At 63.4% G+C, this 20,281-nt stretch carries 21 protein-coding genes; 13 read left to right on the top strand and 8 right to left on the bottom strand.

Annotation, left to right across the window (positions count from 1 at the left end; all coding sequences use genetic code 11):
- Positions 1 to 18: 18 nt before the first annotated feature.
- Positions 19 to 366: a DUF7882 family protein gene (locus WDU96_RS00570; RefSeq protein WP_337336541.1), complete on the bottom strand. Its 348-nt coding sequence runs from the start codon at positions 364 to 366 to the stop codon at positions 19 to 21.
- Positions 367 to 460: 94 nt separating this feature from the next.
- Here WDU96_RS00570 and WDU96_RS00575 point away from each other — a divergent pair, with 94 nt between their 5' ends.
- Positions 461 to 970 (top strand): MarR family winged helix-turn-helix transcriptional regulator, encoded by a 510-nt coding sequence (locus WDU96_RS00575; protein ID WP_337336542.1) that lies wholly within the window; start codon positions 461 to 463, stop codon positions 968 to 970.
- Between the two features lie 74 nt (positions 971 to 1,044).
- On the opposite strand, the gene WDU96_RS00580 is transcribed toward WDU96_RS00575, so the two are convergent.
- Complete coding sequence (locus WDU96_RS00580; RefSeq protein WP_337336543.1) at positions 1,045 to 2,043, bottom strand: mechanosensitive ion channel family protein; 999 nt, start codon at positions 2,041 to 2,043, stop codon at positions 1,045 to 1,047.
- A gap of 49 nt (positions 2,044 to 2,092) precedes the next feature.
- Here WDU96_RS00580 and glsA point away from each other — a divergent pair, with 49 nt between their 5' ends.
- The 3 genes from glsA to WDU96_RS00595 all read left to right on the top strand — a co-directional run bounded on the left by glsA (position 2,093) and on the right by WDU96_RS00595 (position 5,082).
- Complete coding sequence (gene glsA / locus WDU96_RS00585) at positions 2,093 to 3,397, top strand: glutaminase A (RefSeq protein ID WP_337336544.1); 1,305 nt, start codon at positions 2,093 to 2,095, stop codon at positions 3,395 to 3,397.
- A 64-nt stretch (positions 3,398 to 3,461) separates the two neighbouring features.
- Positions 3,462 to 4,343, top strand: a complete 882-nt coding sequence (purU, locus tag WDU96_RS00590) for a formyltetrahydrofolate deformylase (protein ID WP_337336545.1) — start codon at positions 3,462 to 3,464, stop codon at positions 4,341 to 4,343.
- A gap of 58 nt (positions 4,344 to 4,401) precedes the next feature.
- Positions 4,402 to 5,082 (top strand): hypothetical protein, encoded by a 681-nt coding sequence (locus WDU96_RS00595; protein WP_337336546.1) that lies wholly within the window; start codon positions 4,402 to 4,404, stop codon positions 5,080 to 5,082.
- 13 nt (positions 5,083 to 5,095) lie between these two features.
- Here WDU96_RS00595 and WDU96_RS00600 read toward each other — a convergent pair whose 3' ends face one another.
- Together WDU96_RS00600 and WDU96_RS00605 are read right to left on the bottom strand one after the other, a co-directional pair.
- Entirely contained in the window at positions 5,096 to 6,049 is a 954-nt protein-coding gene (locus WDU96_RS00600) for a serine hydrolase (RefSeq protein ID WP_396667197.1), read from the bottom strand.
- A gap of 47 nt (positions 6,050 to 6,096) precedes the next feature.
- Positions 6,097 to 8,061 carry a M13 family metallopeptidase gene (locus WDU96_RS00605; RefSeq protein ID WP_337336548.1) on the bottom strand — a complete coding sequence of 655 codons (1,965 nt, stop codon included), beginning with the start codon at positions 8,059 to 8,061 and terminating at the stop codon, positions 6,097 to 6,099.
- A 158-nt stretch (positions 8,062 to 8,219) separates the two neighbouring features.
- Between WDU96_RS00605 and WDU96_RS00610 the strand changes: the two genes are divergently transcribed.
- Positions 8,220 to 9,545, top strand: a complete 1,326-nt coding sequence (locus tag WDU96_RS00610) for an MATE family efflux transporter (RefSeq protein WP_337336549.1) — start codon at positions 8,220 to 8,222, stop codon at positions 9,543 to 9,545.
- Between the two features lie 18 nt (positions 9,546 to 9,563).
- On the opposite strand, the gene WDU96_RS00615 is transcribed toward WDU96_RS00610, so the two are convergent.
- A complete protein-coding gene (locus WDU96_RS00615) occupies positions 9,564 to 10,166 on the bottom strand; it encodes a TrmH family RNA methyltransferase (RefSeq protein ID WP_337337627.1) in 603 nt (200 codons plus the stop codon).
- Between the two features lie 287 nt (positions 10,167 to 10,453).
- Between WDU96_RS00615 and WDU96_RS00620 the strand changes: the two genes are divergently transcribed.
- The 3 genes from WDU96_RS00620 to WDU96_RS00630 all read left to right on the top strand — a co-directional run bounded on the left by WDU96_RS00620 (position 10,454) and on the right by WDU96_RS00630 (position 13,554).
- Positions 10,454 to 11,716 (top strand): Nramp family divalent metal transporter, encoded by a 1,263-nt coding sequence (locus WDU96_RS00620; RefSeq protein WP_337337628.1) that lies wholly within the window; start codon positions 10,454 to 10,456, stop codon positions 11,714 to 11,716.
- Positions 11,717 to 11,837: 121 nt separating this feature from the next.
- Complete coding sequence (locus tag WDU96_RS00625; protein WP_337336550.1) at positions 11,838 to 12,908, top strand: hypothetical protein; 1,071 nt, start codon at positions 11,838 to 11,840, stop codon at positions 12,906 to 12,908.
- Positions 12,909 to 12,912: 4 nt separating this feature from the next.
- Positions 12,913 to 13,554: a metal-dependent transcriptional regulator gene (locus WDU96_RS00630; RefSeq protein ID WP_337336551.1), complete on the top strand. Its 642-nt coding sequence runs from the start codon at positions 12,913 to 12,915 to the stop codon at positions 13,552 to 13,554.
- Between the two features lie 52 nt (positions 13,555 to 13,606).
- On the opposite strand, the gene WDU96_RS00635 is transcribed toward WDU96_RS00630, so the two are convergent.
- Entirely contained in the window at positions 13,607 to 14,560 is a 954-nt protein-coding gene (locus WDU96_RS00635; RefSeq protein WP_337336552.1) for an SDR family NAD(P)-dependent oxidoreductase, read from the bottom strand.
- Between the two features lie 41 nt (positions 14,561 to 14,601).
- Here WDU96_RS00635 and WDU96_RS00640 point away from each other — a divergent pair, with 41 nt between their 5' ends.
- Both WDU96_RS00640 and WDU96_RS00645 read left to right on the top strand, forming a co-directional pair.
- A complete protein-coding gene (locus WDU96_RS00640; RefSeq protein ID WP_337336553.1) occupies positions 14,602 to 15,411 on the top strand; it encodes an HAD-IIA family hydrolase in 810 nt (269 codons plus the stop codon).
- A gap of 32 nt (positions 15,412 to 15,443) precedes the next feature.
- Complete coding sequence (locus WDU96_RS00645; protein WP_337336554.1) at positions 15,444 to 16,019, top strand: YdeI/OmpD-associated family protein; 576 nt, start codon at positions 15,444 to 15,446, stop codon at positions 16,017 to 16,019.
- Positions 16,020 to 16,171: 152 nt separating this feature from the next.
- On the opposite strand, the gene pyrE is transcribed toward WDU96_RS00645, so the two are convergent.
- On the bottom strand, positions 16,172 to 16,750 hold the full coding sequence (gene pyrE, locus WDU96_RS00650) for an orotate phosphoribosyltransferase (RefSeq protein WP_337336555.1): 579 nt from the start codon (positions 16,748 to 16,750) through the stop codon (positions 16,172 to 16,174).
- Between the two features lie 77 nt (positions 16,751 to 16,827).
- On the opposite strand from pyrE, the gene WDU96_RS00655 reads away from it, so the two are divergent.
- Positions 16,828 to 17,667: an exodeoxyribonuclease III gene (locus WDU96_RS00655; RefSeq protein ID WP_337336556.1), complete on the top strand. Its 840-nt coding sequence runs from the start codon at positions 16,828 to 16,830 to the stop codon at positions 17,665 to 17,667.
- 3 nt (positions 17,668 to 17,670) lie between these two features.
- On the opposite strand, the gene WDU96_RS00660 is transcribed toward WDU96_RS00655, so the two are convergent.
- Positions 17,671 to 18,237 carry a hypothetical protein gene (locus WDU96_RS00660; protein ID WP_337336557.1) on the bottom strand — a complete coding sequence of 189 codons (567 nt, stop codon included), beginning with the start codon at positions 18,235 to 18,237 and terminating at the stop codon, positions 17,671 to 17,673.
- An 86-nt stretch (positions 18,238 to 18,323) separates the two neighbouring features.
- On the opposite strand from WDU96_RS00660, the gene WDU96_RS00665 reads away from it, so the two are divergent.
- Positions 18,324 to 19,589 carry a sensor histidine kinase gene (locus WDU96_RS00665; protein WP_337336558.1) on the top strand — a complete coding sequence of 422 codons (1,266 nt, stop codon included), beginning with the start codon at positions 18,324 to 18,326 and terminating at the stop codon, positions 19,587 to 19,589.
- Positions 19,586 to 20,254 (top strand): response regulator transcription factor, encoded by a 669-nt coding sequence (locus WDU96_RS00670; RefSeq protein WP_337336559.1) that lies wholly within the window; start codon positions 19,586 to 19,588, stop codon positions 20,252 to 20,254. The genes WDU96_RS00665 and WDU96_RS00670 overlap by 4 nt, the downstream gene beginning before the upstream one ends.
- The last annotated feature ends 27 nt before the right edge of the window (positions 20,255 to 20,281 follow it).

Raw genomic sequence — 20,281 nt, forward strand, 5'->3', positions numbered from 1 at the left:
ACTCAGCGGCGAAGTGCTCTAGGCCACGCGCCTAAGATCACCGCGACGCTCGACGGCAGATGGGGAGTCGAACTCGTTGAAGTCGATCGCGAGACCGGTCGACGAGTTGGCTCGCCTCGCAAAGTCCTGCAACAGCTCTTGATCCAACGGCGCCGCCACCTCTTCTTCGAAAACGAATCGCATGGGGATCGCCGGATGAATCCAGATCGTAGAGCGGCCACGCACTTGGTCAGCCCCGTGCTTCCAGGTGAATGAGAAGCTCTCTCCACGTCGCAGCTTTGATGCGAAGAGAATCTTCAGGTGACTGAGAGCGTGATCGGGGATCGTGATCGGCTCGGCGTCGTTGCCATAAAAGAGAGCGCCCATGTGAAACTCCTCGGGGGTGGTGAGAAAGCGGTTTGTCTCGCTGTTTAAGTTACTAGACAGACTAGCAATAAGCCTAATGAGATATGTTTAATTTATGGTGAATGACGATTCGGCCAGTCGGGGCTACTGGTATGACGCTGGTATCGATCGACAGGTCGAGCGCGGACGCCGCGTGCTCGAGGCGATGCGTGTGTATCGTGCGGCCGATGTTGCGATGCGCCGACGCACGCGCAACGAGATGGCCATGGGCGACAACGAGCTTCTCGCGCTGCGGCTGATTCTGCGCCAAGACGGCAAGGGCACCCCCACGACTCCTTCAGAAGTTGCCAGCTACTTAGGGATCACTACCGCGTCGACGACGAGTCTCCTCGACCGGCTCGAACGATCCGGCCACGTCGAGCGCCGTCCTCACCCGACCGACCGCCGCCGGGTGGTGCTTCTTCCTACTGAACGCACGAACGATGAGGTGCGCAAGACACTCGGCGACATGCACAAGCGAATGATGGATGCCACCCATGATCTGTCTGATGACGATGCAGTCGCCATCGTGCGCTTTCTTGATGCCATGACGCACGCGGTCGATCAGATTGACCGCCACGCCTAAGCGCTGGCACGACATCGAGCATCGTCTCGAACATCAGCACCCACGCTGAGCGGCGAAGACTCTTGAGCCGGCCGCTATGCGGTCGCCCCCGGCTCGGCGGCGACCTCGTCTATCGCATCGTTGCGACTCGCGTGCGCCTCGGCGCCTGACTGCGACAAATCGACGTCGCCACCCGACGCATCCGCTGCGCCGAATCCTGCAGATCGACGGGCCTGGTCATCGTGCAAGCCAAACAACCCACGCAGATTGAGATCTCGCTGCGGGAACGGAATCTCAATGCCGTTCGAAATGAGCGCATCGTGCAGGGCCCAGTTGTATGCGGCAGCGACTCCCGCAGTCCGCTTGGTTGCCTCGGGATTGAGCCAGACCACAAGTTCGAAGTTGAGCGAACTGTCACCGAACTCGGTCAGCCACACCTGCGGACTCAAGGGCCCGTCGAGATCGAGAGTGAATGGCACCGCCTCGGCAGCTTCGAGCGCTGCCTTCTTCGCGACCTCTTTGTCTGTGCCGTATGCGACGCCGAACGGCACGTGCAGGCGCCTCTTCGCATCGCGGTGGGTCCAGTTGACGACGCGTCCGTTAACAAACTCGGAGTTCGGCACAAGAATGTCGATGTTGTCGTTCGTGACGATTGCGGTCGCCCGCATTTTTATGTCACGCACCTCTCCGGTGACTCCCGACTCGAGCTCGACGAAGTCGCCCACGGTCAACGACTTGTCGAGCAGCAGAACAACACCCGAGATGAAGTTGGCAAAGAGGGTTTGCAGGCCGAAGCCAAGTCCCACGCCGACCGCGCCCGCTATCAGCGAGAACTCACTGAGCGATACGCCCAAGAATGAGACTGCAACGAGCACCCCGATGACCAGCACGGTGTACATCACCAGCCGCGACAACGTGTACCAGGTTGACGAATGAACCGTGTTCTGACGACGAGAGTGCCGCAGAATCAGGTGGCGAAGCACCAGCGCCAGCACGACGGTGACAACCAAGACGCCGAGGGCGCTCAGCAGACCCGAAACGCTCATGGATGTTTCGAGAACGTCGAACGTGGGTGATTGGCGGCGGCCGAGCATGGGTAGAGCCAATCACGAAACGATGCCTGCTGCACCATAGGCTGACCACATGCCCGCGAGCGAAGAAGCCACCGACACCGACCAACGGCGCGAGGCGCAGCATCCACCCGGATCAACTCAAGCGGCAGACCGCCCGCGGCCGTTGCACACCGCGCTCGACTCAGTCTTCGAGCGCGTGCGCGCGCTCACCGACGGCGAAGTCGCCTCGTACATCCCCGAACTCGCACGCGAAGACCCCGACCAACTTGGCATCGCGCTCGCCAGCGTGCGCGGCACGACGCACGAGATGGGTGACAGTGCCGCCGAGTTCACCATTCAGTCGGTGTCAAAGCCCTTCGTGTTCGCGCTCGCTCTTGAACAGCTCGGGCTTGCCGCGGTGTCGACGCATGTCGGTCTCGAGCCCAGCGGCGAACCATTCAATGCGATCAGCCTCGAAGAAGCCTCTGGCCGCCCCCTGAACCCCATGATCAACGCAGGGGCGATCGTCACCACCTCGCTCATCACCGGGAATACCGCGGACGAGAAGTTCGACGTCATCAGCGCCGGACTGGCGGCCTTTGCCGGGCGGGATCTCGCCGTCGATGAGGCGGTGTTCGAGTCTGAAGCAGCAACCGGCGATCGCAATCGGGCCCTCGCCTACCTCGCGAGATCGGCGGGAACGCTCGCCTCAACCGCCGAAGTCGCAACTCGGGCCTACTTTCGACAGTGCGCGATGCGCGTCAACGCACGCGATCTTGCCATCATGGCTGCGACCCTGGCTGCGGGCGGAGTCAATCCGATCACACGCCAAAGAGTCGTCAGCGAAAGCGTTGCTCGCTGGACGAGCGCGGTGATGACCAGTTGCGGCATGTACGACGCCTCGGGCGAATGGCTCGTTCGTGTGGGCTTGCCCGCGAAGAGCGGCGTAGGCGGCGGCATCGTGGCGTTGCAGCCCGAGCGTTTCGGCATCGGCACCTTCAGTCCGCGACTGAACGACCGCGGCAACAGCGTTCGCGGCGTTGCCATGCTCGAAGAACTCAGCGAGCGTTTCGGGTTGCACATGCTCGAGCATCGCGCAGAGCCGCTCTCACCGATCGGCGAGGTGTCTCGCGCAAGCGAGGCTGCGGACGCTGATGTCTCAGCGCGATTGCGCGGTGACCTCAAGTTCGGTGACGCTGAGCAGGTTCTAAGCGAACTGCTCCCCGAGCTTGAAACGGGCGGAGTTCTAACCCTTGACTTCGGTGGCGTCACGCGCGTTGCTGCCCCTGCCGCGCGACTCTTCCGCTGGGCTGAGGCTGGTGCTCGCCCCACAGACACCGGCGAGCCACGTCTCGTACTTCACGACCCAGAGCACGTATTGGGGTCTACCGACTGATCCTTCCGACCGCCGATGCCCGCCGATGCCCGCGACGCCCCCGAAGACAGGGCAGAATCGATGCATGACTGTCGTGCCTGATTCCTCGTTGACCGACCACGCCTGCCTGATCGTTCATGGCGCGGATCGCCCGGGGATCGTAGCCGCGGTTTCTGCGCTGATCACGCGAAACCAGGGCAACATCGTGGCGTTCGATCAGTACTCCGATGACCCGGTCGGAGGGGCGTACTTTCAGCGCGTGGTTTTTCACCGTGCGGGCTTGTCAGCGGCACTGGGCGCAATCGAAGCCGATCTTGAACGCACCATCGGTGGCGAATTCGGCCTCGAGTGGACGATCACCGACCAAGCATCTCCGAAACGCATGGCGATTCTCGCTTCAAAACAAGACCACTGTCTACTCGACCTGCTGTGGCGCCATCGCCGGGGCGACCTGCCGGTAAGCATCTCCATGGTGATCTCGAATCACCCGAATGCCGCCGACGACGTGCATTCGTTTGGCGTGCCGTTCTTTCACGTACCGTCGGTGCCGGGACCGGATAAGTCAGAGTCCGAAGCCAAAATTGTCGAACTGCTGCGTGGCAACGTCGATTTCATCGTCCTCGCGCGTTACATGCAGATTCTCTCGCCGAGTTTCCTGGAACAGGTCGGCGTGCCGGTGATCAACATCCATCATTCGTTCCTGCCCGCTTTCATTGGCGCCGAGCCTTATAAGAAGGCGAAAGAGCGGGGCGTGAAACTCATCGGCGCAACCTCGCACTACGTCACCAGTGAGCTCGATGAAGGGCCGATCATCGAGCAAGACACGGTTCGAGTCGCGCATGGCGATACCGCTTCTGAACTCGCCCGACGCGGCGCCGACGTCGAGCGGCAGGTGCTTTCGCGAGCGGTGCTGTGGCACGCCCAAGACCGCGTGATTCGCCACGGCAATCACACGATCGTCTTCTGAGGCCGCAGCGGCCGCACCCGCGAAGCTGCGGCTTTGCGCCGTCGAATAGGGTGGGCTCATGCCCTCGCAACGTCGCGCATCGGATGTGTCATGGTCGAGCTATCGCGACTCAATCGGCGATCGCTCCGGACTGTTCGAGGGACTCGTCGATCGGTGGCCGGTTGATTGCGCCCTCTATCTGGGCAGCTACGTCGACCTGTCACCGTCGGTCGCTATCGCAGCCGTGACCTATGTCGATGTTGATCGTCGTGCTGCCCGCTTCTTCGCGGACGCGCAACGCGTCGCTGCCGACCTGCAAGGGCGAGCGCGCCCTGGAGCAGCCACAGAGGTGAAGTTCCTCGACGCAGACTTCACGGCTCCGCTCGCCGTTGCGGCGCGAAGTGTCGACCTGATCATTTCGCTTTTCACAGGTCCATGCTGGGACGAGTGCGAACGCTACCTGCGCGCGGGCGGTCTGTTTCTGGCGAATGCGAGCCATGGCGATGCCAGCCTCGCAGCACTCGATGCCCGGCTGACGCTCGTTGCGGCAGCAACCCATCGCGACGGCGTCTACCGGTGGAACACTCACGATCTCGACAGATACCTGGTGCCCAAGAAGCCTGCGGCTGCCGAGGTCGAAGCGATTCGGGCAGCCGGCCGCGGCATCGCCTACACCCGACCCGCATTTGCCTACCTGTTTCGGTACGAGCCCGAACCCGCACCGGCACCGGCACCGGCACCGGCACCGGCACCCGTCTAGCACCGGCACCCGCCTAGTGCACGTACTCCATCAGCTCGACGCCGAGCGCACGAAACGCGTCGTGCGCCCGCATGCGGTGCAGAATCGAGAGATCGTCGAAACACACAATCATGGCGTATGACACCCCGGCGCGCGGACCGGCGAGCACTCCCGCTTCAGCACGGATGCCCGAATCACGCCCGGTTTTGTTGATGAAGAGCAACCCGTGCTCGTCGTTTTCATGAGAGAACGGGTCAAGGCCGGTGGAGGACGCGACGAGTGAAAGATCGTGATTCAAGCTCAACCATTCAGCGACCTGCGCGCTGACGCCGGGCGAAACCGCCTTCGAGTTCACGAGCGCGGCGAACATCTCTGACAGTTCACGCGAAGATGCAAGAGCGAAGTGGGGCGCATCATCTGGGCCTCGCTGATCGCGGAACTGATCAAGCAGTGCTGAGCGCTCCATTCCCAATTGCTCAATGCGAGCACGCACCGCGGGTAGACCCACTCGCTCAAGAAGCACGTTCGCGGCGAGAGCGTCGCCCGTGGCAGCGGTCAACACGGCAAGGTCGATCAGTGGCAGTGCCGGTGCTTTGAGGTGCTGCCACACACCAGAAACCGCTACCGGCGCTACTGCCGAACGATCAACGATTTCGAGCGGGTCGAGGGTGCCCGCCTCGAACGCAGTCGCCACCTCAATCAGCAGTGGCACGACCCCGAGCCCGGCGACGGGCAGGGTGAGAAAGTCGTCTCCCGCGAGCACCGTGGTGCCGCGATCGAGATCGGTGATGCGCACCGAGACCTGCGCCCCAGAGGTGGCGAGGTCGTCGAGCGCTTTGAGCGTCGACGTGAATGAACGTCGACCGATGGCCGCTCGACGCGGCACGCGCAGATTGCTGCTTCGGCGCGACCCCCGTAGCGAGTCAGCGTCCCGTTGGTGTTCTGGGGACGTGCCCAACTGGGCTTCCTTCCGATTTTGGCGGAACATGAGTGGGGCTACCTGGGTGCAGCTGTGCGGGCGGGTGCCGCACAGGATCACCAAATCGTGACGCGCTCATCCTTGTCGAGCCAAAGTGCGTCGGTTTCGGTCACATCGAATGCGTCGTAGAACGCGTCGATGTTGCGAACAATCTGGTTGCAGCGGAATTCATTGGGCGAATGCGGGTCAATGGTCAGCAGTCTGATTGTCTCAGCATCCCGACCCTTCTGTTGCCAGACCTGGCCCCAGCTCAGCAGCAGTCGCTGCACACCCGTGTACCCATCGATAACGGGCGCTTCGGCGCCATCGAGTGAGAGCTCATAGGCCTTCAACGCGATGCCCAAACCGCCGAGATCACCGATGTTCTCACCGATCGTGAGCGACCCGTTGACCTTGTTCTCTTCGGGAAGGCCCGCCGGGGTGAGCTCGTCGTACTGGGCGATGAGATTCTTGGTGCGCACTTCGAACGCGGCACGATCATCGTCCGTCCACCAGTCGCGTAGCGAACCGTCGCCGTCAAAGCGGCTGCCCTGGTCGTCAAAACCGTGCCCGATCTCATGCCCGATGACTGCTCCGATTCCGCCGTAGTTGGCGGCATCGTCGCGGTCCACGTCGAAGAACGGGTACTGCAGAATGGCCGCCGGAAAAACGATCTCGTTCATCAGCGGGTTGTAGTACGCATTGACCGTCTGCGGGGTCATGAACCACTCGTCACGATCGATCGGCTGGCCAACTTTCTCGAGTTGGCGGTCATGCTCCCAGATGTGCGAACGTCGCACGTTGCCGACCAGGTCGGTCGCGTCGATCTCGAGGCTCGAGTAGTCCTTCCACTTGGTGGGGAACCCGATCTTCGGTGTGAACGCCTCGAGCTTGGCGAGCGCACGCTCGCGCGTTTCAGGCGTCATCCATTCGAGCTCGCTTATCGACTGGCGATACGCCGCGACTAGGTTCTCGACAAGCCCGTCCATCGCTGTTTTCGCCGCTGGTGGAAAGTGGCGCTGCACGTACACCTTGCCGATGGCCTCACCCAGGGCCGCCTCGGTGAGGCTGACGCCGCGCTTCCAGCGCTCGCGGTTGACCGGCACTCCGGTGAGCTGAGTTCCATAGAACGAGAAGTTCTCGGCGACGAATTCGTCTGACAGGAACGCGGCGGCACCGTGAACGATCGAGAAGCGCAGCCACGCCTTCCAGTCTTCGAGCCGTTCCTCGGTGAGCAAGGTGCCGAGTCCCTCGATGAAGCTCGGCTGATAGATGTTGACCTCGTCGAACGCGCGGGCGTGATCGCGGGCGATCCCCTCAAGCCAGGGTGTGAGGTCTACCCCGATAAGCGCTCGCACTTCAGCCCAGGGCATGAGGTTGTAGGTTGCCATGGCATCACGGCTCTTGACGTTGTCCCAGTGGTGGGTCGCGATCTCGGTTTCTAGAGCAACGATGCGGTCGGCGTTGGCGGCGGCATCCGCGACTCCAGCAAGATCAAGCAGCTTCTCTACGTGCGCGCGGAACGCGATGCGCGCTTCGCCGAAGTTCTCAAGCCGGTAGTAGCTCTCGTCGGGAAGCGACAGACCCGACTGCACGAAGAACGGCACATAGCGCTCGGGGCTTCCCGGGTCTGGCTCGATGTAGAGCGAGATCATGCCGCCGACACCATCGCGCTCAAGCTCGCCGACAGTGCGCAGCAGCGACGGCACAGAATCGATTTTCTCTACGCGCGCGAGCGAGTCGGCCAGCGGCGCGGCCCCGAGTTCGGCAATGCGGGCGGTGTCCATGAAGCTGGAGTAGAGATCACCGATCTTGCGCGTCTCAGTACCGGGCTCAGCCTGCTGCGACTCTTCGATGATGGCGTGAACATGCTTCTCTGCCTGCTCAGCGATGAGGTGGAAAGAGCCCCAGCGCGCCTTGTCTTCGGGAATTTCCGTGCGGTCTAGCCAGGCACCGTTGACGTGACGGAACAGGTCATCTTGTGGGCGAATCTCAGCGCTCAGCTCTTCGAGCACGAGACCAGATTGGGGCGCATCGGTCATGGCAACAACAATAAGACCCGAACCTTTGGATTAGGTCAGCGTAGGCAACAACGACGTGATCGTTAGGCGAGTCTTCATCAGCTCGTGCCGTTGCCGGCAGCAGGTTCTCGGCATTTGAATCCGGATGCTGCGTCTGCTGGCGACCGTAGGCTGTGAACGTGACTACGCCCCCTAACACGCTGAACCGCGATATTCTGCGGCTCGCTGTTCCCGCACTGGGGGCACTGATCGCCGAACCGCTCTTCCTGATCGTGGATTCGGCACTTGTCGGCCACTTGGGGGTAGTTCCGCTCGCGGGCTTGGGCATCGCCTCGGCTGTGCTTCAGACGATCGTCGGGTTGATGGTGTTTCTCGCCTACTCGACAACCCCGGCTGTCGCGCGACGCCTCGGTGCCGGCAACTCGTCAAAGGCGGTGTCGGTCGGCATCGATGGCATGTGGCTGGCGCTCGGCATGGGCGCGGTGCTCGCAGTCGCCGGCTACCTTCTCACCCCGTGGCTCGTCGGCCTCTTCGGCGCAAGCGACGCGGTGGCTGCGCAGGCCGCTACCTATCTGGGTCTGTCGATGTGGGGGCTACCGGCGATGCTCATCGTTTTCGCCGCGACGGGTCTGCTGCGCGGCATGCAAGACACCGTTACCCCGCTGTGGATCGCTGGCATCGGATTCGGCGCGAACGCGCTGTTGAACTGGCTGTTCATCTATGGATTCGGGTGGGGAATTGCTGGCGCGGCCGTGGGCACTGTCGTGGCGCAGTGGGGCATGGTCGGCGCCTATGTGATCGTCATCGGGCGCATGGCGCGGCGACACGCAGCATCCATTCGTCCTGGACGCGACGGCGTGAGCAGCTCGGCACGAATCGGCGGATGGCTGTTCCTTCGCACGGTGTCGCTGCGCTTTGCACTGCTAGCGACCGTTGGGGTTGCCGCGGGACTCGGCACCGCCGAACTGGCGGGTTGGCAGGTAGCGTTCACCATCTTCTCGACCGCTGCCTTCGCGCTCGATGCCCTAGCGATTGCCGCTCAAGCGCTGATCGGCAAGAGCTTGGGGGCCGAAGACTCCGCAACCGTCAAGAGAGTGCTCGGCCGCACAGTTGCGTGGGGCGCGTGGTTCGGCGTGATCGTGGGCGCAATCATTGGCGCCTGCTCCGGTGTGATCGGGCTGCTGTTCACGGGCTCAGCCGAGGTCGCCGCTCTCGTGCAACCGGCGTTGATCGTGCTCGCGGTCGCCCAGCCCGTCTGCGGCATCGTCTTCGTGCTTGACGGGGTGCTCATCGGCGCCGGAGACGCGAGGTACCTTGCGTGGGTGGGTGTGCTGAATCTCGCACCGTTCTTGCCCGCACTCGTGTTGGTAGCGGCGCTGGCGCCGACGGGAGCGGCGGGTCTCGCCTGGCTGTCGGCGGCCTTCTTCGGGGTGTACATGCTGGCACGGCTGGTCACGCTCGGCTGGCGCGTTCGGGGCTCTGAGTGGATGACCGCTGGCGCATAGCAGCCTGAGCCCAGCGACCTAGGCCCAGCGACGGCACCATTCATACATCACGACCGCGCCAGCCGCACTCGCGTTGATCGAGCGGGTGGAGCCGTATTGAGTGATTTCAATGACTCCGGATGCTGCGGCGATAGCCTCGGCAGAGAGCCCCGGTCCTTCCTGGCCGAAGAGCAGCACGCACTGCTCGGGCAGTTCTGCTTTGTCAACCGGGACTGAGCCTTCGACGTTGTCGATCGCGAGTATCGGGAGGGCTTCAGCATCTGCCCACCGTTTGAATGAGGCGATGTCTTCGTGGTGGCGCACGTGTTGGTAGCGGTCGGTGACCATCGCGCCGCGGCGGTTCCAGCGCCGCCTGCCGATGATGTGCACTTCATTCGCGAGAAAAGCGTTGGCACTGCGCACGATCGAGCCGATGTTCATGTCGTGCTGCCAGTTCTCGATCGCCACGTGGAACGGGTGGCGATGCTGGTCAAGGTCAGCGACGATCGCGTCCATGCTCCAGTAGCGGTACCGGTCGATCACGTTCCGCGAGTCGCCTTGAGCGAGCAGGTCGCGGTCAAAGCGCGGGTCGTCTGGCCACTCATCTTGGCCGCCGGGCCAAGGCCCGACGCCGTGTGGCAGCTGCGGCTCGGCGGCAACAACGTGTTCCGCAGAGGAGTCGTGCTCTGCCGGACCGGTGGGATCTGCGGGTTGTGTCACCGGCTCAGGCTACCCGTGTTAGGGCGGGCACCCATCGACCACGGTCTGAGCGCACGGCCTTGAGTTTGCACTTTTCGGTGACCCGAAACATGGCGTAGAGTTTCGGTGTGCCGAAAGATCTGCCGAAGAACGTCTCATACGCCGGGGGCGCCCCTCGTGCTCGCGGTGCCAAGCCTCCTCGCACTGCGAAGACTCCTCGCGCTGCCTGGCTGATCGGGCCAGCGCTCGTAGCAGGTGTCGCGTACCTCGACCCTGGCAACGTCGCGAGCAACATGACCGCTGGTGCGAAATATGGCTACCTGCTGGTCTGGGTGGTCGTTCTGGGCAACGTCATGGCGTGGCTGATTCAGTACCTGTCGGCCAAGCTCGGCATCGTCACAGGGCAGAGCCTGCCCGAAGCGCTCGGCCACCGCATGAAGAACCGCTGGGGTCGGCGCGCCTACTGGTTGCAGGCCGAACTGGTCGCCATGGCGACCGATATCGCCGAAGTGATCGGCGGCGCAGTCGCATTAAACCTGCTGTTCAACATTCCGCTGGTGTGGGGTGGCGTCATCACGGGTGCCGTGTCGATCGTGCTGCTCATGGTGCAAACTCGCCGAGGCGCGCGCAGTTTCGAGTTCGTGGTGATCGGTCTCATCGCGATCATCGCTATCGGATTCACCTTTGGCGTGTTCGTCGCCCCACCCGATGCGGCCGGAGTTGCCGCGGGCCTGGTGCCGCGCTTCGAAGACACCGGCAGTGTGCTGCTAGCAGCGTCCATCCTCGGGGCGACGATCATGCCGCACGCGATCTATGCGCACTCCGCTCTTTCTCGTGACCGCTTCGCGCCGCCGAAACCGCACCCGAACTCGCCCGAACCACTCGCGAACGATGGCGCCCACGGCACGTCCACCTCGCTTGCGACCCTTCGTGGCATCTCAACCGCGCGCCTCCTGAGCGCGACACGATGGGACGTCACCATCGCCATGGCGATAGCAGGAACCGTCAACCTCTGCATCCTGCTGCTCGCCGCCGCAAATCTCGCCGGCGTTCCCGGCACCGACACGCTCGAAGGTGCCTACGCGGCGCTCTACACCGGCATCGGCCCAGTTGTTGCCACCCTGTTCGCGGTGGGACTGCTAGCTAGCGGACTGGCGAGCACGTCCGTCGGCGCATATGCCGGTGCCGAAATCATGAACGGCCTGCTGAAGATACGCATACCGCTCATCGCCCGACGACTGGTCACCCTCATTCCGGCCCTCGCCATTCTGGCCATAGGCGTAGACCCGACCCTGGCGCTCGTGCTCAGCCAGGTGGTGCTCTCGTTCGGAATTCCGTTCGCGCTCGTGCCGCTTGTCGCGCTCACCGCCCAGCGCAATCTGCTCGGCGCATTTCGCAACCGCATCATCACGACGATCGCCGGGATCGCAGCATCCCTCTTTCTCATCGCGCTCAATGCGGTGCTGCTCTGGTTGCTGTTCACCGGGGCGTAGGGCGCGGCCAAGCGAGACACCTCTCGAACGATTGTCGACATACCGACCTGGCAGATGAGGTCGGTACGTCGTCGCGCACCGCTATGATCCTGACATCGAAGGCGCATAGATCGGGGGGCCGATGCAGTCCGACGAATCGCTCTCAGTCGACAGCATCTTGGACAGCTTCGTCTCAGACTTTCAGTTGCTGCGCCTTGAATCTGGCGAGCTCAGCTACACGCAGATCGCAGACCAGGTGTGCAAGCTGCGCGAGAGCCGCGGCGTGAGCCCTGCCACCGCATACGTCGGCCGTTCTACCGTGTACGACGCCTTTCGGCGGGGGCGCAGGCGCATCAACCCCGCGCTCGTCGCCGACATTGCGACAGTGCTGGGCGAGAGCCCCGAGCGCGCCGAATGGTGGCGCCGCTACTGCATCCAAGCTCGAAATGGCGACCCTTCGCTGAAAGCGGCGGCACCCGAGCAGACCGTGATGGCGGCTTCCGATGACGGCGCGCAGCTCTCGCCGCAACTGACACCGTCCACCTCGCTCGCCGACGCCGCTGCGCCCGCCGCCGCCCCCGCTGCGCCCGTGGCAGCTCGTCGCAACAAGCCCGCTCGCGGCGCCGCCGACCGCCGCCGCATCATCGCGACGCTGCTCATCGTCATGCTGAGCGTGGCCGCCAATATGGCTGGCTCCGAAACTGCCGTTGCGCTCTCGTTGCCGATATATCTCGACATGATCGGCACCGCCGTCGCAGCCATCACCCTCGGACCGTGGTGGGGCGTGCTCGTCGCCGTTTCTACCCACGGGCTGTTCGCGGTGATTGACGCGTCTGCCGATGGCCTGCCGTTCATGCTCGTCAACATAACTGGCGCACTGCTGTGGGGCTACGGTGTGCGCGTGTGGCGCCTGGATCGCACGCCACTTCACTTCTTTGGCCTGACGCTTGCGGTAGCACTGGCCTGCACCCTCGTGGCGACACCCGTGATCGTGTTCGTTTTCGGTGGAGCATCCACGAACGTCGGCGCTCAAGCAATCGCAGAGAACATCGCCATAGTTGGCGCTCAGGCGGTGGGCACGGTGTTCTCGTCAAACATCATCACCTCAGTACTAGACAAGCTGGTTGCGGGTTTCATCGCGTTGGTCGTCGCCCCTGCGTTGATTCGGCGGTACTTCTCAGCGCAACCCCGGTCGATGGCGCCGGTACCCTGATTGCGTGCCCTCTGCTGCGATCGATGACTATCTGAAGGCGATCTATCACCACACTGAGTGGCAGGACGCCCGCATCACGCCCTCCCAGCTTGCAAACGTGCTCGGCCTTGCGCCCTCAAGCGTCACCGAGATGGTGTTGAAGCTCGCTGCACAAGGGCTCGTCACCCATCGGCCCTATGGTCCGATCGCGCTCACCGATGCGGGCAATGAGCGCGCCGCGACAATGGTGCGCCGGCATCGCCTGATTGAGTCCTGGCTCGTGCAGGAGTTCGGCTACGGGTGGGACGAAGTGCATGAAGAAGCCGAAGAGCTGGAACACACAATCAGTGATCGGCTGCTAGAGGGCATCGACGAACGCCTCGGGCGACCCCGGTTCGATCCTCACGGCGACGCGATCCCCGATGCCGACGGCCATGTCGAGCGCGAACCGTTTGTGCTTCTTGCGCTCGCAGCGCCCGGGCACAGCGGTCGCGTCTTGCGGGTCAGCGACCGCGATGCCGATATCTTGCGCGTCGCCGAGGAGGCCGGTCTGACGGTGGGTGCCGAAGTCTTGGTGATGGATGCTGACACTCTCGTGATCGACAACACGACGATCGCGATGCCTGCCGAGACGATCGAAGCCGTCTGGTTGAGCGCCTCGGCCTAGCAGCTGTTCAGCGCGACGGCAGCGGGTGCATCGCCAGCCCGCAGCGCGACGTTCAGGCCCCTGCTGTCTGCGCGAACGGCCACTGCACGCCGGTCACCTCTTCGCTGACCTGCCAGATGCGCTCGGCAACGTCGAGCGATCGCGTGATCTTGGAGGACTTCTGCAGCTTGGGCACGCCCCGCATCGTGGACTTCGGACCCCAATACTCGCCACCGCTGATGTCAGAGTCGACGAGAGCCCTCACCAGTGGCCAGGCACCGTGCTCTTTTGACTGGGTCATCGGAGCCTGCAGGTTGTCGAAGAATCGAGCGCTTCGCGAAGGTTCGTTCACTCCGGTGATGCCCGGCGTGCGGCCACTCACCGAATAGCCGGGATGAGCGATAACGCTGGTCACGTCGACGTCCGCCGCACGAAGTCGGCGATCGGCCTCGTAGCCAAGCACCGTTGTTGCGATCTTCGACTGCACGTAGGCGCGCCAGCCGGAGTAATTGCTCACCAGCTGGGGATCGACAGGGTCGTACTGTGAGATCGACGTCGACATACTGCCGAGCCAGACCATGCGACCTGACGCCGCAGCCAGCGGCAGCAACAGCGAGCCGGCGAGCGCGTAGTGTCCGAGTGCGTTCGTGGCGAACACCATCTCGTTGCCGTCGAGCGTCACCTCGCGCTTTTTCGGGGGGTGCACCATGCCGGCGTTCAGCAGCAGTCCGTCTAGGGGGCCGCGCCCGCGCACACTGGCAGCAGCGGAACGCACCGAACCGAAGTTCGAAGTGTCAAGAATCAAGGTTTCGGTCGCGTCTGGCTCAGCATTCGGAACTCTTCGACGGATCGCCGCGCGGGCAGCTGAGATGCGCTTCGGATTTCGGCCCGACATGATCACTCTGGCCCCGGCTCGAACCAGCTGCTCAGAGGAGAAGTATCCGAGTCCGGCGTTCGCGCCCGTGACGAGATACACCTTGCCTGTCAGATCAGGGAGGTGCTCTGGGTTCCAGGTCGTACTCGCCATCAGTACGACGATAGGCCCCTTTCGGGCCTAGGCTGGCCCATATGCGGACCCGAGCCGATATTGAATGCTGGTTGACCGACATGGACGGCGTGCTTGTGCACGAAAACCGTCCCATCCCCGGCGCTGCCGAGTTGCTTGAAGAGTGGAGCACACAGGGCACCCCGTTTCTTGTGCTCACAAACAACTCGATCTTCACCCCGCGCGATCTCAGCGCTCGGCTGCGCGCATCGGGGTTGATCGTTCCTGAAGAGGCGATCTGGACTTCTGCCCTGGCCACAGCTGACTTTCTCAAGTCGCAGACGCCCGGCGGCACAGCGTTCGTGATCGGCGAAGCTGGCCTGACGACGGCTCTGCACGAGGCCGGTTTCATCATGACTGAGACGGAACCCGACTATGTCGTGGTCGGCGAAACTCGCAACTATTCATTCGAGGCGATTACCAAGGCGATCAGATTGATCGGCGCTGGTGCCCGATTCATCGCTACCAATCCGGATGCGACGGGTCCGTCTGCTGACGGCGTGTTGCCCGCCACCGGAGCGATTTCTGCGCTGGTCACCAAGGCGACGGGCATGGATCCCTACGTTGTTGGCAAGCCGAATCCGATGATGTTTCGCTCCGCACTCAACCGCATCGGAGCGCACTCCGAGAACACAGGCATGATCGGTGATCGTATGGACACCGACATCGTCGCGGGCATCGAGGCAGGCCTTCACACGGTGCTGGTGTTGACGGGCATCTCGAACGATGCCGAGATCAACCGCTACCCGTTCCGTCCCGACGAGGTGCTCCACTCCGTGGCCGACCTGCTCTCAGACGAGCCTGTCGAAAGCGAAGACGTCAGCATTCTCTGAACGACTGCCCGCGCCCGGATAGGCTCGTGGGCATGGGCGCACTAGACGAGGGCGAACGCATTCTCGTTCCGGATGCCGATGCCTGGCGGTCGTGGCTGGAAGCACACCATCGCACGTCGAAAGGTGTGTGGTTGGTGCGCGCCCGTGCGGGATTCACTCTTGAAGCGATCGGCTATGAGGACGCCGTGCGCCAGGCCCTCTGCTTCGGCTGGATCGACGGCCCGACGCGCTCCTTCGACGAACGAAGCGGAGGCCTGTGGTTCTCACCGCGACGACCTAACGGCGGGTGGGCAGCAACAAACAAGGCGCGGCTGATCGTGCTCGAAGAACAAGGTCTCATGACTGAAGCCGGTTGGAAAGCGATCGCGGTCGCCAAGGCGAATGGTTCATGGGAGGTGCTCGACGGCCCTGAAGCGGGAATCGAACCAGAGGCATTCGCGCGGGCGTTGGATGCTGCTCCCGCCGCGCGCGCCAACTGGGATGCCTTCCCCCAGTCCATCAAGAAACTAGGACTCAGCCAGATCGCGCTCGCGAAGCGCGAAGAGACGAAGTCTGCCCGCATCACCAAGATCGTGGCGGACGCCGCGCAAGGAAAGCGACCATCATGACCGAGCTTGAACAGAATCTGATCTTTGCCACCAGCGCCATCGTCTTGCTGGGTACGCTGACCGTGTTCATCTGGCAATGGTGGCGCGGCCGCGATCGCGACTGACAGCGCTCACGGCTGCCCGTCCGGCACGCGGAAGTGCCGTCGCCTCCGCTACTGCGGAGCGAGCCCCAGATCGTCGAGGTCAATCGCGGCAAGCCACTGCAGACCGGCGGCCTCGATTGCCGCCTGGGCGCCGGTCTTGCGGTCGACGATCACCGCAACGGCCACCGGCTCCGCACCCTCCCGGCGCAACGCCTCTACGGCCTTGAGTGCAGACTGACCGGTCGTCGAGGTGTCTTCGACCACTACCACGCGCTTGCCGACAACGTCGGCACCTTCGAGCTGACGACCACGACCGTGATCCTTCGGCTCCTTGCGCACCACGAACGCGTCAAGCGGCTCATCGGTGCGCGCAGATTCGTGCATCACCGAGTTGGCGATCGGGTCGGCGCCGAGCGTCAGTCCACCGACGGCGACGATGCCATCGATGTCGCGAATCAGATCGAGCATGATGCGGCCAATGGCGGGCGCAGCGCGGTGATCGAGCGTGAGCTTGCGCATGTCGACGTAGTACGTCGCCTTCTTGCCGCTCGAGAGCGTGAAGTCGCCGTGAAACACGGCTTCGGCCTTGATCAGCCCGATGAGGGCTTGGCGGTCAGCTTCGACAGAGGGCACGGAGGAGACGGTCATGGTGACGAGTCTATTGACTGCCGCGAACGTCGCCGCCGTGTACCGCGGGGTCGCCGCTCGACCGTAATCTTGAACGCATGCGTCTTGCCACCTGGAACGTCAACTCCATCCGCGCGCGCGTTGAGCGAACCGTTGAGTTCGCGGTGCGCGAGTCGATCGATGTGCTCGCGATGCAAGAGATCAAATGCAAGGTCGAGCAGTTTCCGTTCGCCAAGTTCGAAGAGGCTGGGTACCACGTCGAGGCACATGGGCTCTCGCAGTGGAACGGCGTCGCCATCGCGAGTCGCGAGCCGATCGAAGACGTCGAGACCGCCTTTGCGAACATGCCCGGGTTCGCAAAGGGCCATGAGGGTCCGGATGCTCCGCTTGAGGCCCGCGCCATCGGCGCCACCATTGGCGGCGTGAAGGTGTGGAGTCTTTACGTGCCCAACGGCAGAGCGCTCGGCGACCCGCACTACGACTACAAGCTTCGCTGGCTCAAGGCGCTCGAGGAGTACACGCGCACCTCGCTGGCCGGTGATCCCGACCTTCCGCTCGCACTCGTTGGCGACTTCAACATCGCGCCGACCGACGCCGACAACGGCGACCCGACGATCGTGCCGGGATTTGCTACCCACGTGTCACCACCCGAGCGCGAAGCCTTTGCTGCCCTCCAGACCGCGGGGCTCACCGACGTGGTGCGCCCTCTGGTTCCCTCCGGCTACACGTACTGGGACTACAAGCAGCTGCGCTTTCCCCGCAACCAGGGGCTGCGCATCGACTTCATTCTGGGCTCACGCTCGTTCGCCGACGGCGTGACCGGGGCGGCGATTCATCGAGACGAGCGCAAAGGCGACATCCCGAGCGACCACGTACCCGTGGTGGTCGACGTCGACCTTGATGAGCCCGACGATGACGATCGGCCAATGATCTTCTAGCGCTTAATCGGGCGGCGCGGGCGTGCAATCAGTGGGCGCCGTGTTGCCGCTGATCACGAAATCCTCACACGTGAGAAAGCGGTCTTGGGCAAGACCCAGCATGAACGATGCCATGGCGATGCCTAGCACCACCACCGTGATCAGCCACCTGTCAGCACCCCGGGTGTTGTGCGCGAAGTCAGGCCAGACGATGCGCACGAGAACCCAGAGCGTAAAGGGCAAGCCAATCAGTACGGCCAGGATCGCCCCCAAATCGACGATGATCACGAAGAAGTCTTGCTCTTCGTCATTCAACGTGAACATCAGCAAGAGCCACAGTGACGGCAACAACAGCAAGAACGCGCGCACGAGCCGACCGCCGACCGGTCTGCGCTCGACCAGCACGAAGACGAATGCCGCCGTCGCTGCAGCCCAAATAGCCATCAGCTGATCGAAGAAGATCTCACCGTACGCGCCCAGCGTGAAAGAGGGCCACCATACGGCCACCGACATGGCAACCATCACCACCCCGATCGGCACATCGCGTCGCTGCTTCTGCGCTGCATCCAAATCCTCCGCCGATTTGCCCATGCAAGGAACGCTATCGGACCAGGCCCGCTCACTGTCTCCGCCGCAAGGGGGATGCCCGGGTCATCCATTGCGCCTAGCGTGAAAGCATGCCCTCTCATCCACAAGCCGTGACTCCGCGGCGCAAGCCCGCAACCCCCGCGGAGTTGCGCTCTGACGTGTGGCTCGCTGCCGCGCTGCTCGTCGGAGCGGTCATCAGCGCAGCCCTCGGCGCGACAGCGGGGCTGTTCGGCGATGAGTCCCCAAGCATCGGCTGGGCGATTCTCTACGGCGCGGGGCTAGCGGTACCGCTCGCCTTCCGCCGGCGCGCGCCCGAGATCGCCGCGATTGTGGTGACGCTCGCATTCTTCATCGGGGTGACCGCCCGCATCCCCGAGTTCTATGTGAGCAACATCTCGCTGTTCATCGTGGTCTACTCGGTGGGCGCGTGGGTCGACAACCGCCGCCGCGCATTCTGGGTGCGCGTCGGCATCATCGTCGGCATGTTCCTCTGGCTGATGGTCACTACTTTCCAAGCCGCCACTACTGACGATGACGGTGGGCTGTCTCGCGAGGGGCTCTTCTCCCCGTTCGTCGCCTACATGCTGATTCAGTTTCTGACGAACATCGCGTTCTTCGGTGGGGCGTACTATATGGGCGATCGTGCATATGCCTCGGCTCTCGATCTAAAGGCCCTCGAGCAACGCACGCGCGAACTCGAAGATGAGCGTGAACTCACGGCCGCTCAGGCTGTGGCCCTCGACCGTGTAGGCATCGCTCGAGAGCTGCACGATGTGGTCGCGCACCATGTCTCGTCGATGGGGGTGCAGGCGGGCGCTGCGCGCACGGTGTTAGACGCTGATCCCGCGAAAGCACGCACCGCGCTGCTCGCGGTCGAGTCATCCGCGCGAGCGGCGCTCGACGAGCTTCGGCAGCTGCTCGAGACGCTGCGCTCCCCGCTCGACGACACACCCGATGGCTCCACCCTCACCGTGCACGACCTCGAAACTTTGGTTGCGCATGCGCGCGAGAACGGCATGCCGACAACGCTGACGGTCATCGGCACCCCCACGCAGATGCCCGAACTTGTGCAGGTCAACATCTATCGCATTGCGCAAGAGGCACTCACGAACGCGCGCCGCCACAGCGGAGCAGGTGCCACCGCAGACGTGCGCTTGCGATATGACGAAGGTGCGGTCGAGCTCGAAGTCGCCAACTCAGGTCGTACAGTCGCGACAGCACGCGCCGGCCTCGGAACGCTCGGCATGCGTGAGCGTGCCGCGGCATCGGGCGGAACAATCGAGATCGGACCGCGCCCGCGGGGCGGTTTTCTGGTGCGAGTGCGCATTCCGGTGTCCGTCGTGGTGCCCGCATGACCCGCGCTGCAATCCGCGTACTGCTCGTCGACGATCACGCGATCATGCGCGCCGGTTTTCGCATGATCCTCGAAACCGCCAGTGACATCACCATCGTCGGCGAAGCGGCGAACGGCGCTGAAGCTATCGCGTCAGCGCGTGAGCTGCAGCCGCAGGTGATCTGCATGGACGTACAGATGCCTGAATTGGACGGCATCGAGGCCACCCGCAAGATCACCGAGATCGAAGGGATGGATGCGGCGATTGTCATCATCACCACGTTTGATCGCGATGACTATCTCTATGCAGCTCTCGATGCCGGCGCCAGCGGCTTTCTTCTCAAGAACGCGGGACCCGAAGAGCTCATTGCGGCCGTCCGCGTCGCCGCAGCCGGTGATGCATTGCTCGCGCCCGAGGTGACCAGACGGGTCATCGAACGGTTCGCCACGGCGCACGTTTCGTCATCGGCTGAGCAGCCGATGCCCGCAATCACGGTGCCACTCACTGAGCGCGAAACCGAAGTGCTGCAGTTGCTTGCGCAAGCGCAGAGCAATGCTGAGATCGCCACGTCGCTTTTCATCGGCGAGGCCACGGTGAAGACCCACGTCTCGAAGGTGCTGCAGAAGCTCGGTGCGCGCGATCGGGTCGCCGCCGTGGTCTACGCGCACCGCCACGGTCTCGCTTAGCGCCCATCGTGGCATCGCGGCATCGCG

Source organism: Microbacterium marmarense, assembly GCF_037204165.1.
Classification (GTDB): Bacteria; Actinomycetota; Actinomycetes; order Actinomycetales; family Microbacteriaceae; genus Microbacterium; species Microbacterium marmarense.

Excerpts from the sequence above, each read along its gene's own strand:
- WDU96_RS00645 (WP_337336554.1), top strand. The coding sequence starts at position 15,444 with ATGGGCGCACTAGACGAGGGCGAACGCATTCTCGTTCCGGATGCCGAT.
- WDU96_RS00665 (WP_337336558.1), top strand. The coding sequence starts at position 18,324 with ATGCCCTCTCATCCACAAGCCGTGACTCCGCGGCGCAAGCCCGCAACC.
- pyrE (WP_337336555.1), bottom strand. The coding sequence starts at position 16,750 with ATGACCGTCTCCTCCGTGCCCTCTGTCGAAGCTGACCGCCAAGCCCTC.
- glsA (WP_337336544.1), top strand. The coding sequence starts at position 2,093 with ATGCCCGCGAGCGAAGAAGCCACCGACACCGACCAACGGCGCGAGGCG.
- WDU96_RS00635 (WP_337336552.1), bottom strand. The coding sequence starts at position 14,560 with ATGGCGAGTACGACCTGGAACCCAGAGCACCTCCCTGATCTGACAGGC.
- WDU96_RS00625 (WP_337336550.1), top strand. The coding sequence starts at position 11,838 with ATGCAGTCCGACGAATCGCTCTCAGTCGACAGCATCTTGGACAGCTTC.
- WDU96_RS00600 (WP_396667197.1), bottom strand. The coding sequence starts at position 6,049 with ATGTTCCGCCAAAATCGGAAGGAAGCCCAGTTGGGCACGTCCCCAGAA.
- WDU96_RS00640 (WP_337336553.1), top strand. The coding sequence starts at position 14,602 with ATGCGGACCCGAGCCGATATTGAATGCTGGTTGACCGACATGGACGGC.
- WDU96_RS00595 (WP_337336546.1), top strand. The coding sequence starts at position 4,402 with ATGCCCTCGCAACGTCGCGCATCGGATGTGTCATGGTCGAGCTATCGC.
- WDU96_RS00660 (WP_337336557.1), bottom strand. The coding sequence starts at position 18,237 with ATGGGCAAATCGGCGGAGGATTTGGATGCAGCGCAGAAGCAGCGACGC.
- WDU96_RS00580 (WP_337336543.1), bottom strand. The coding sequence starts at position 2,043 with ATGCTCGGCCGCCGCCAATCACCCACGTTCGACGTTCTCGAAACATCC.
- WDU96_RS00670 (WP_337336559.1), top strand. The coding sequence starts at position 19,586 with ATGACCCGCGCTGCAATCCGCGTACTGCTCGTCGACGATCACGCGATC.
- WDU96_RS00605 (WP_337336548.1), bottom strand. The coding sequence starts at position 8,061 with ATGACCGATGCGCCCCAATCTGGTCTCGTGCTCGAAGAGCTGAGCGCT.
- WDU96_RS00575 (WP_337336542.1), top strand. The coding sequence starts at position 461 with ATGGTGAATGACGATTCGGCCAGTCGGGGCTACTGGTATGACGCTGGT.
- purU (WP_337336545.1), top strand. The coding sequence starts at position 3,462 with ATGACTGTCGTGCCTGATTCCTCGTTGACCGACCACGCCTGCCTGATC.
- WDU96_RS00570 (WP_337336541.1), bottom strand. The coding sequence starts at position 366 with ATGGGCGCTCTCTTTTATGGCAACGACGCCGAGCCGATCACGATCCCC.
- WDU96_RS00655 (WP_337336556.1), top strand. The coding sequence starts at position 16,828 with ATGCGTCTTGCCACCTGGAACGTCAACTCCATCCGCGCGCGCGTTGAG.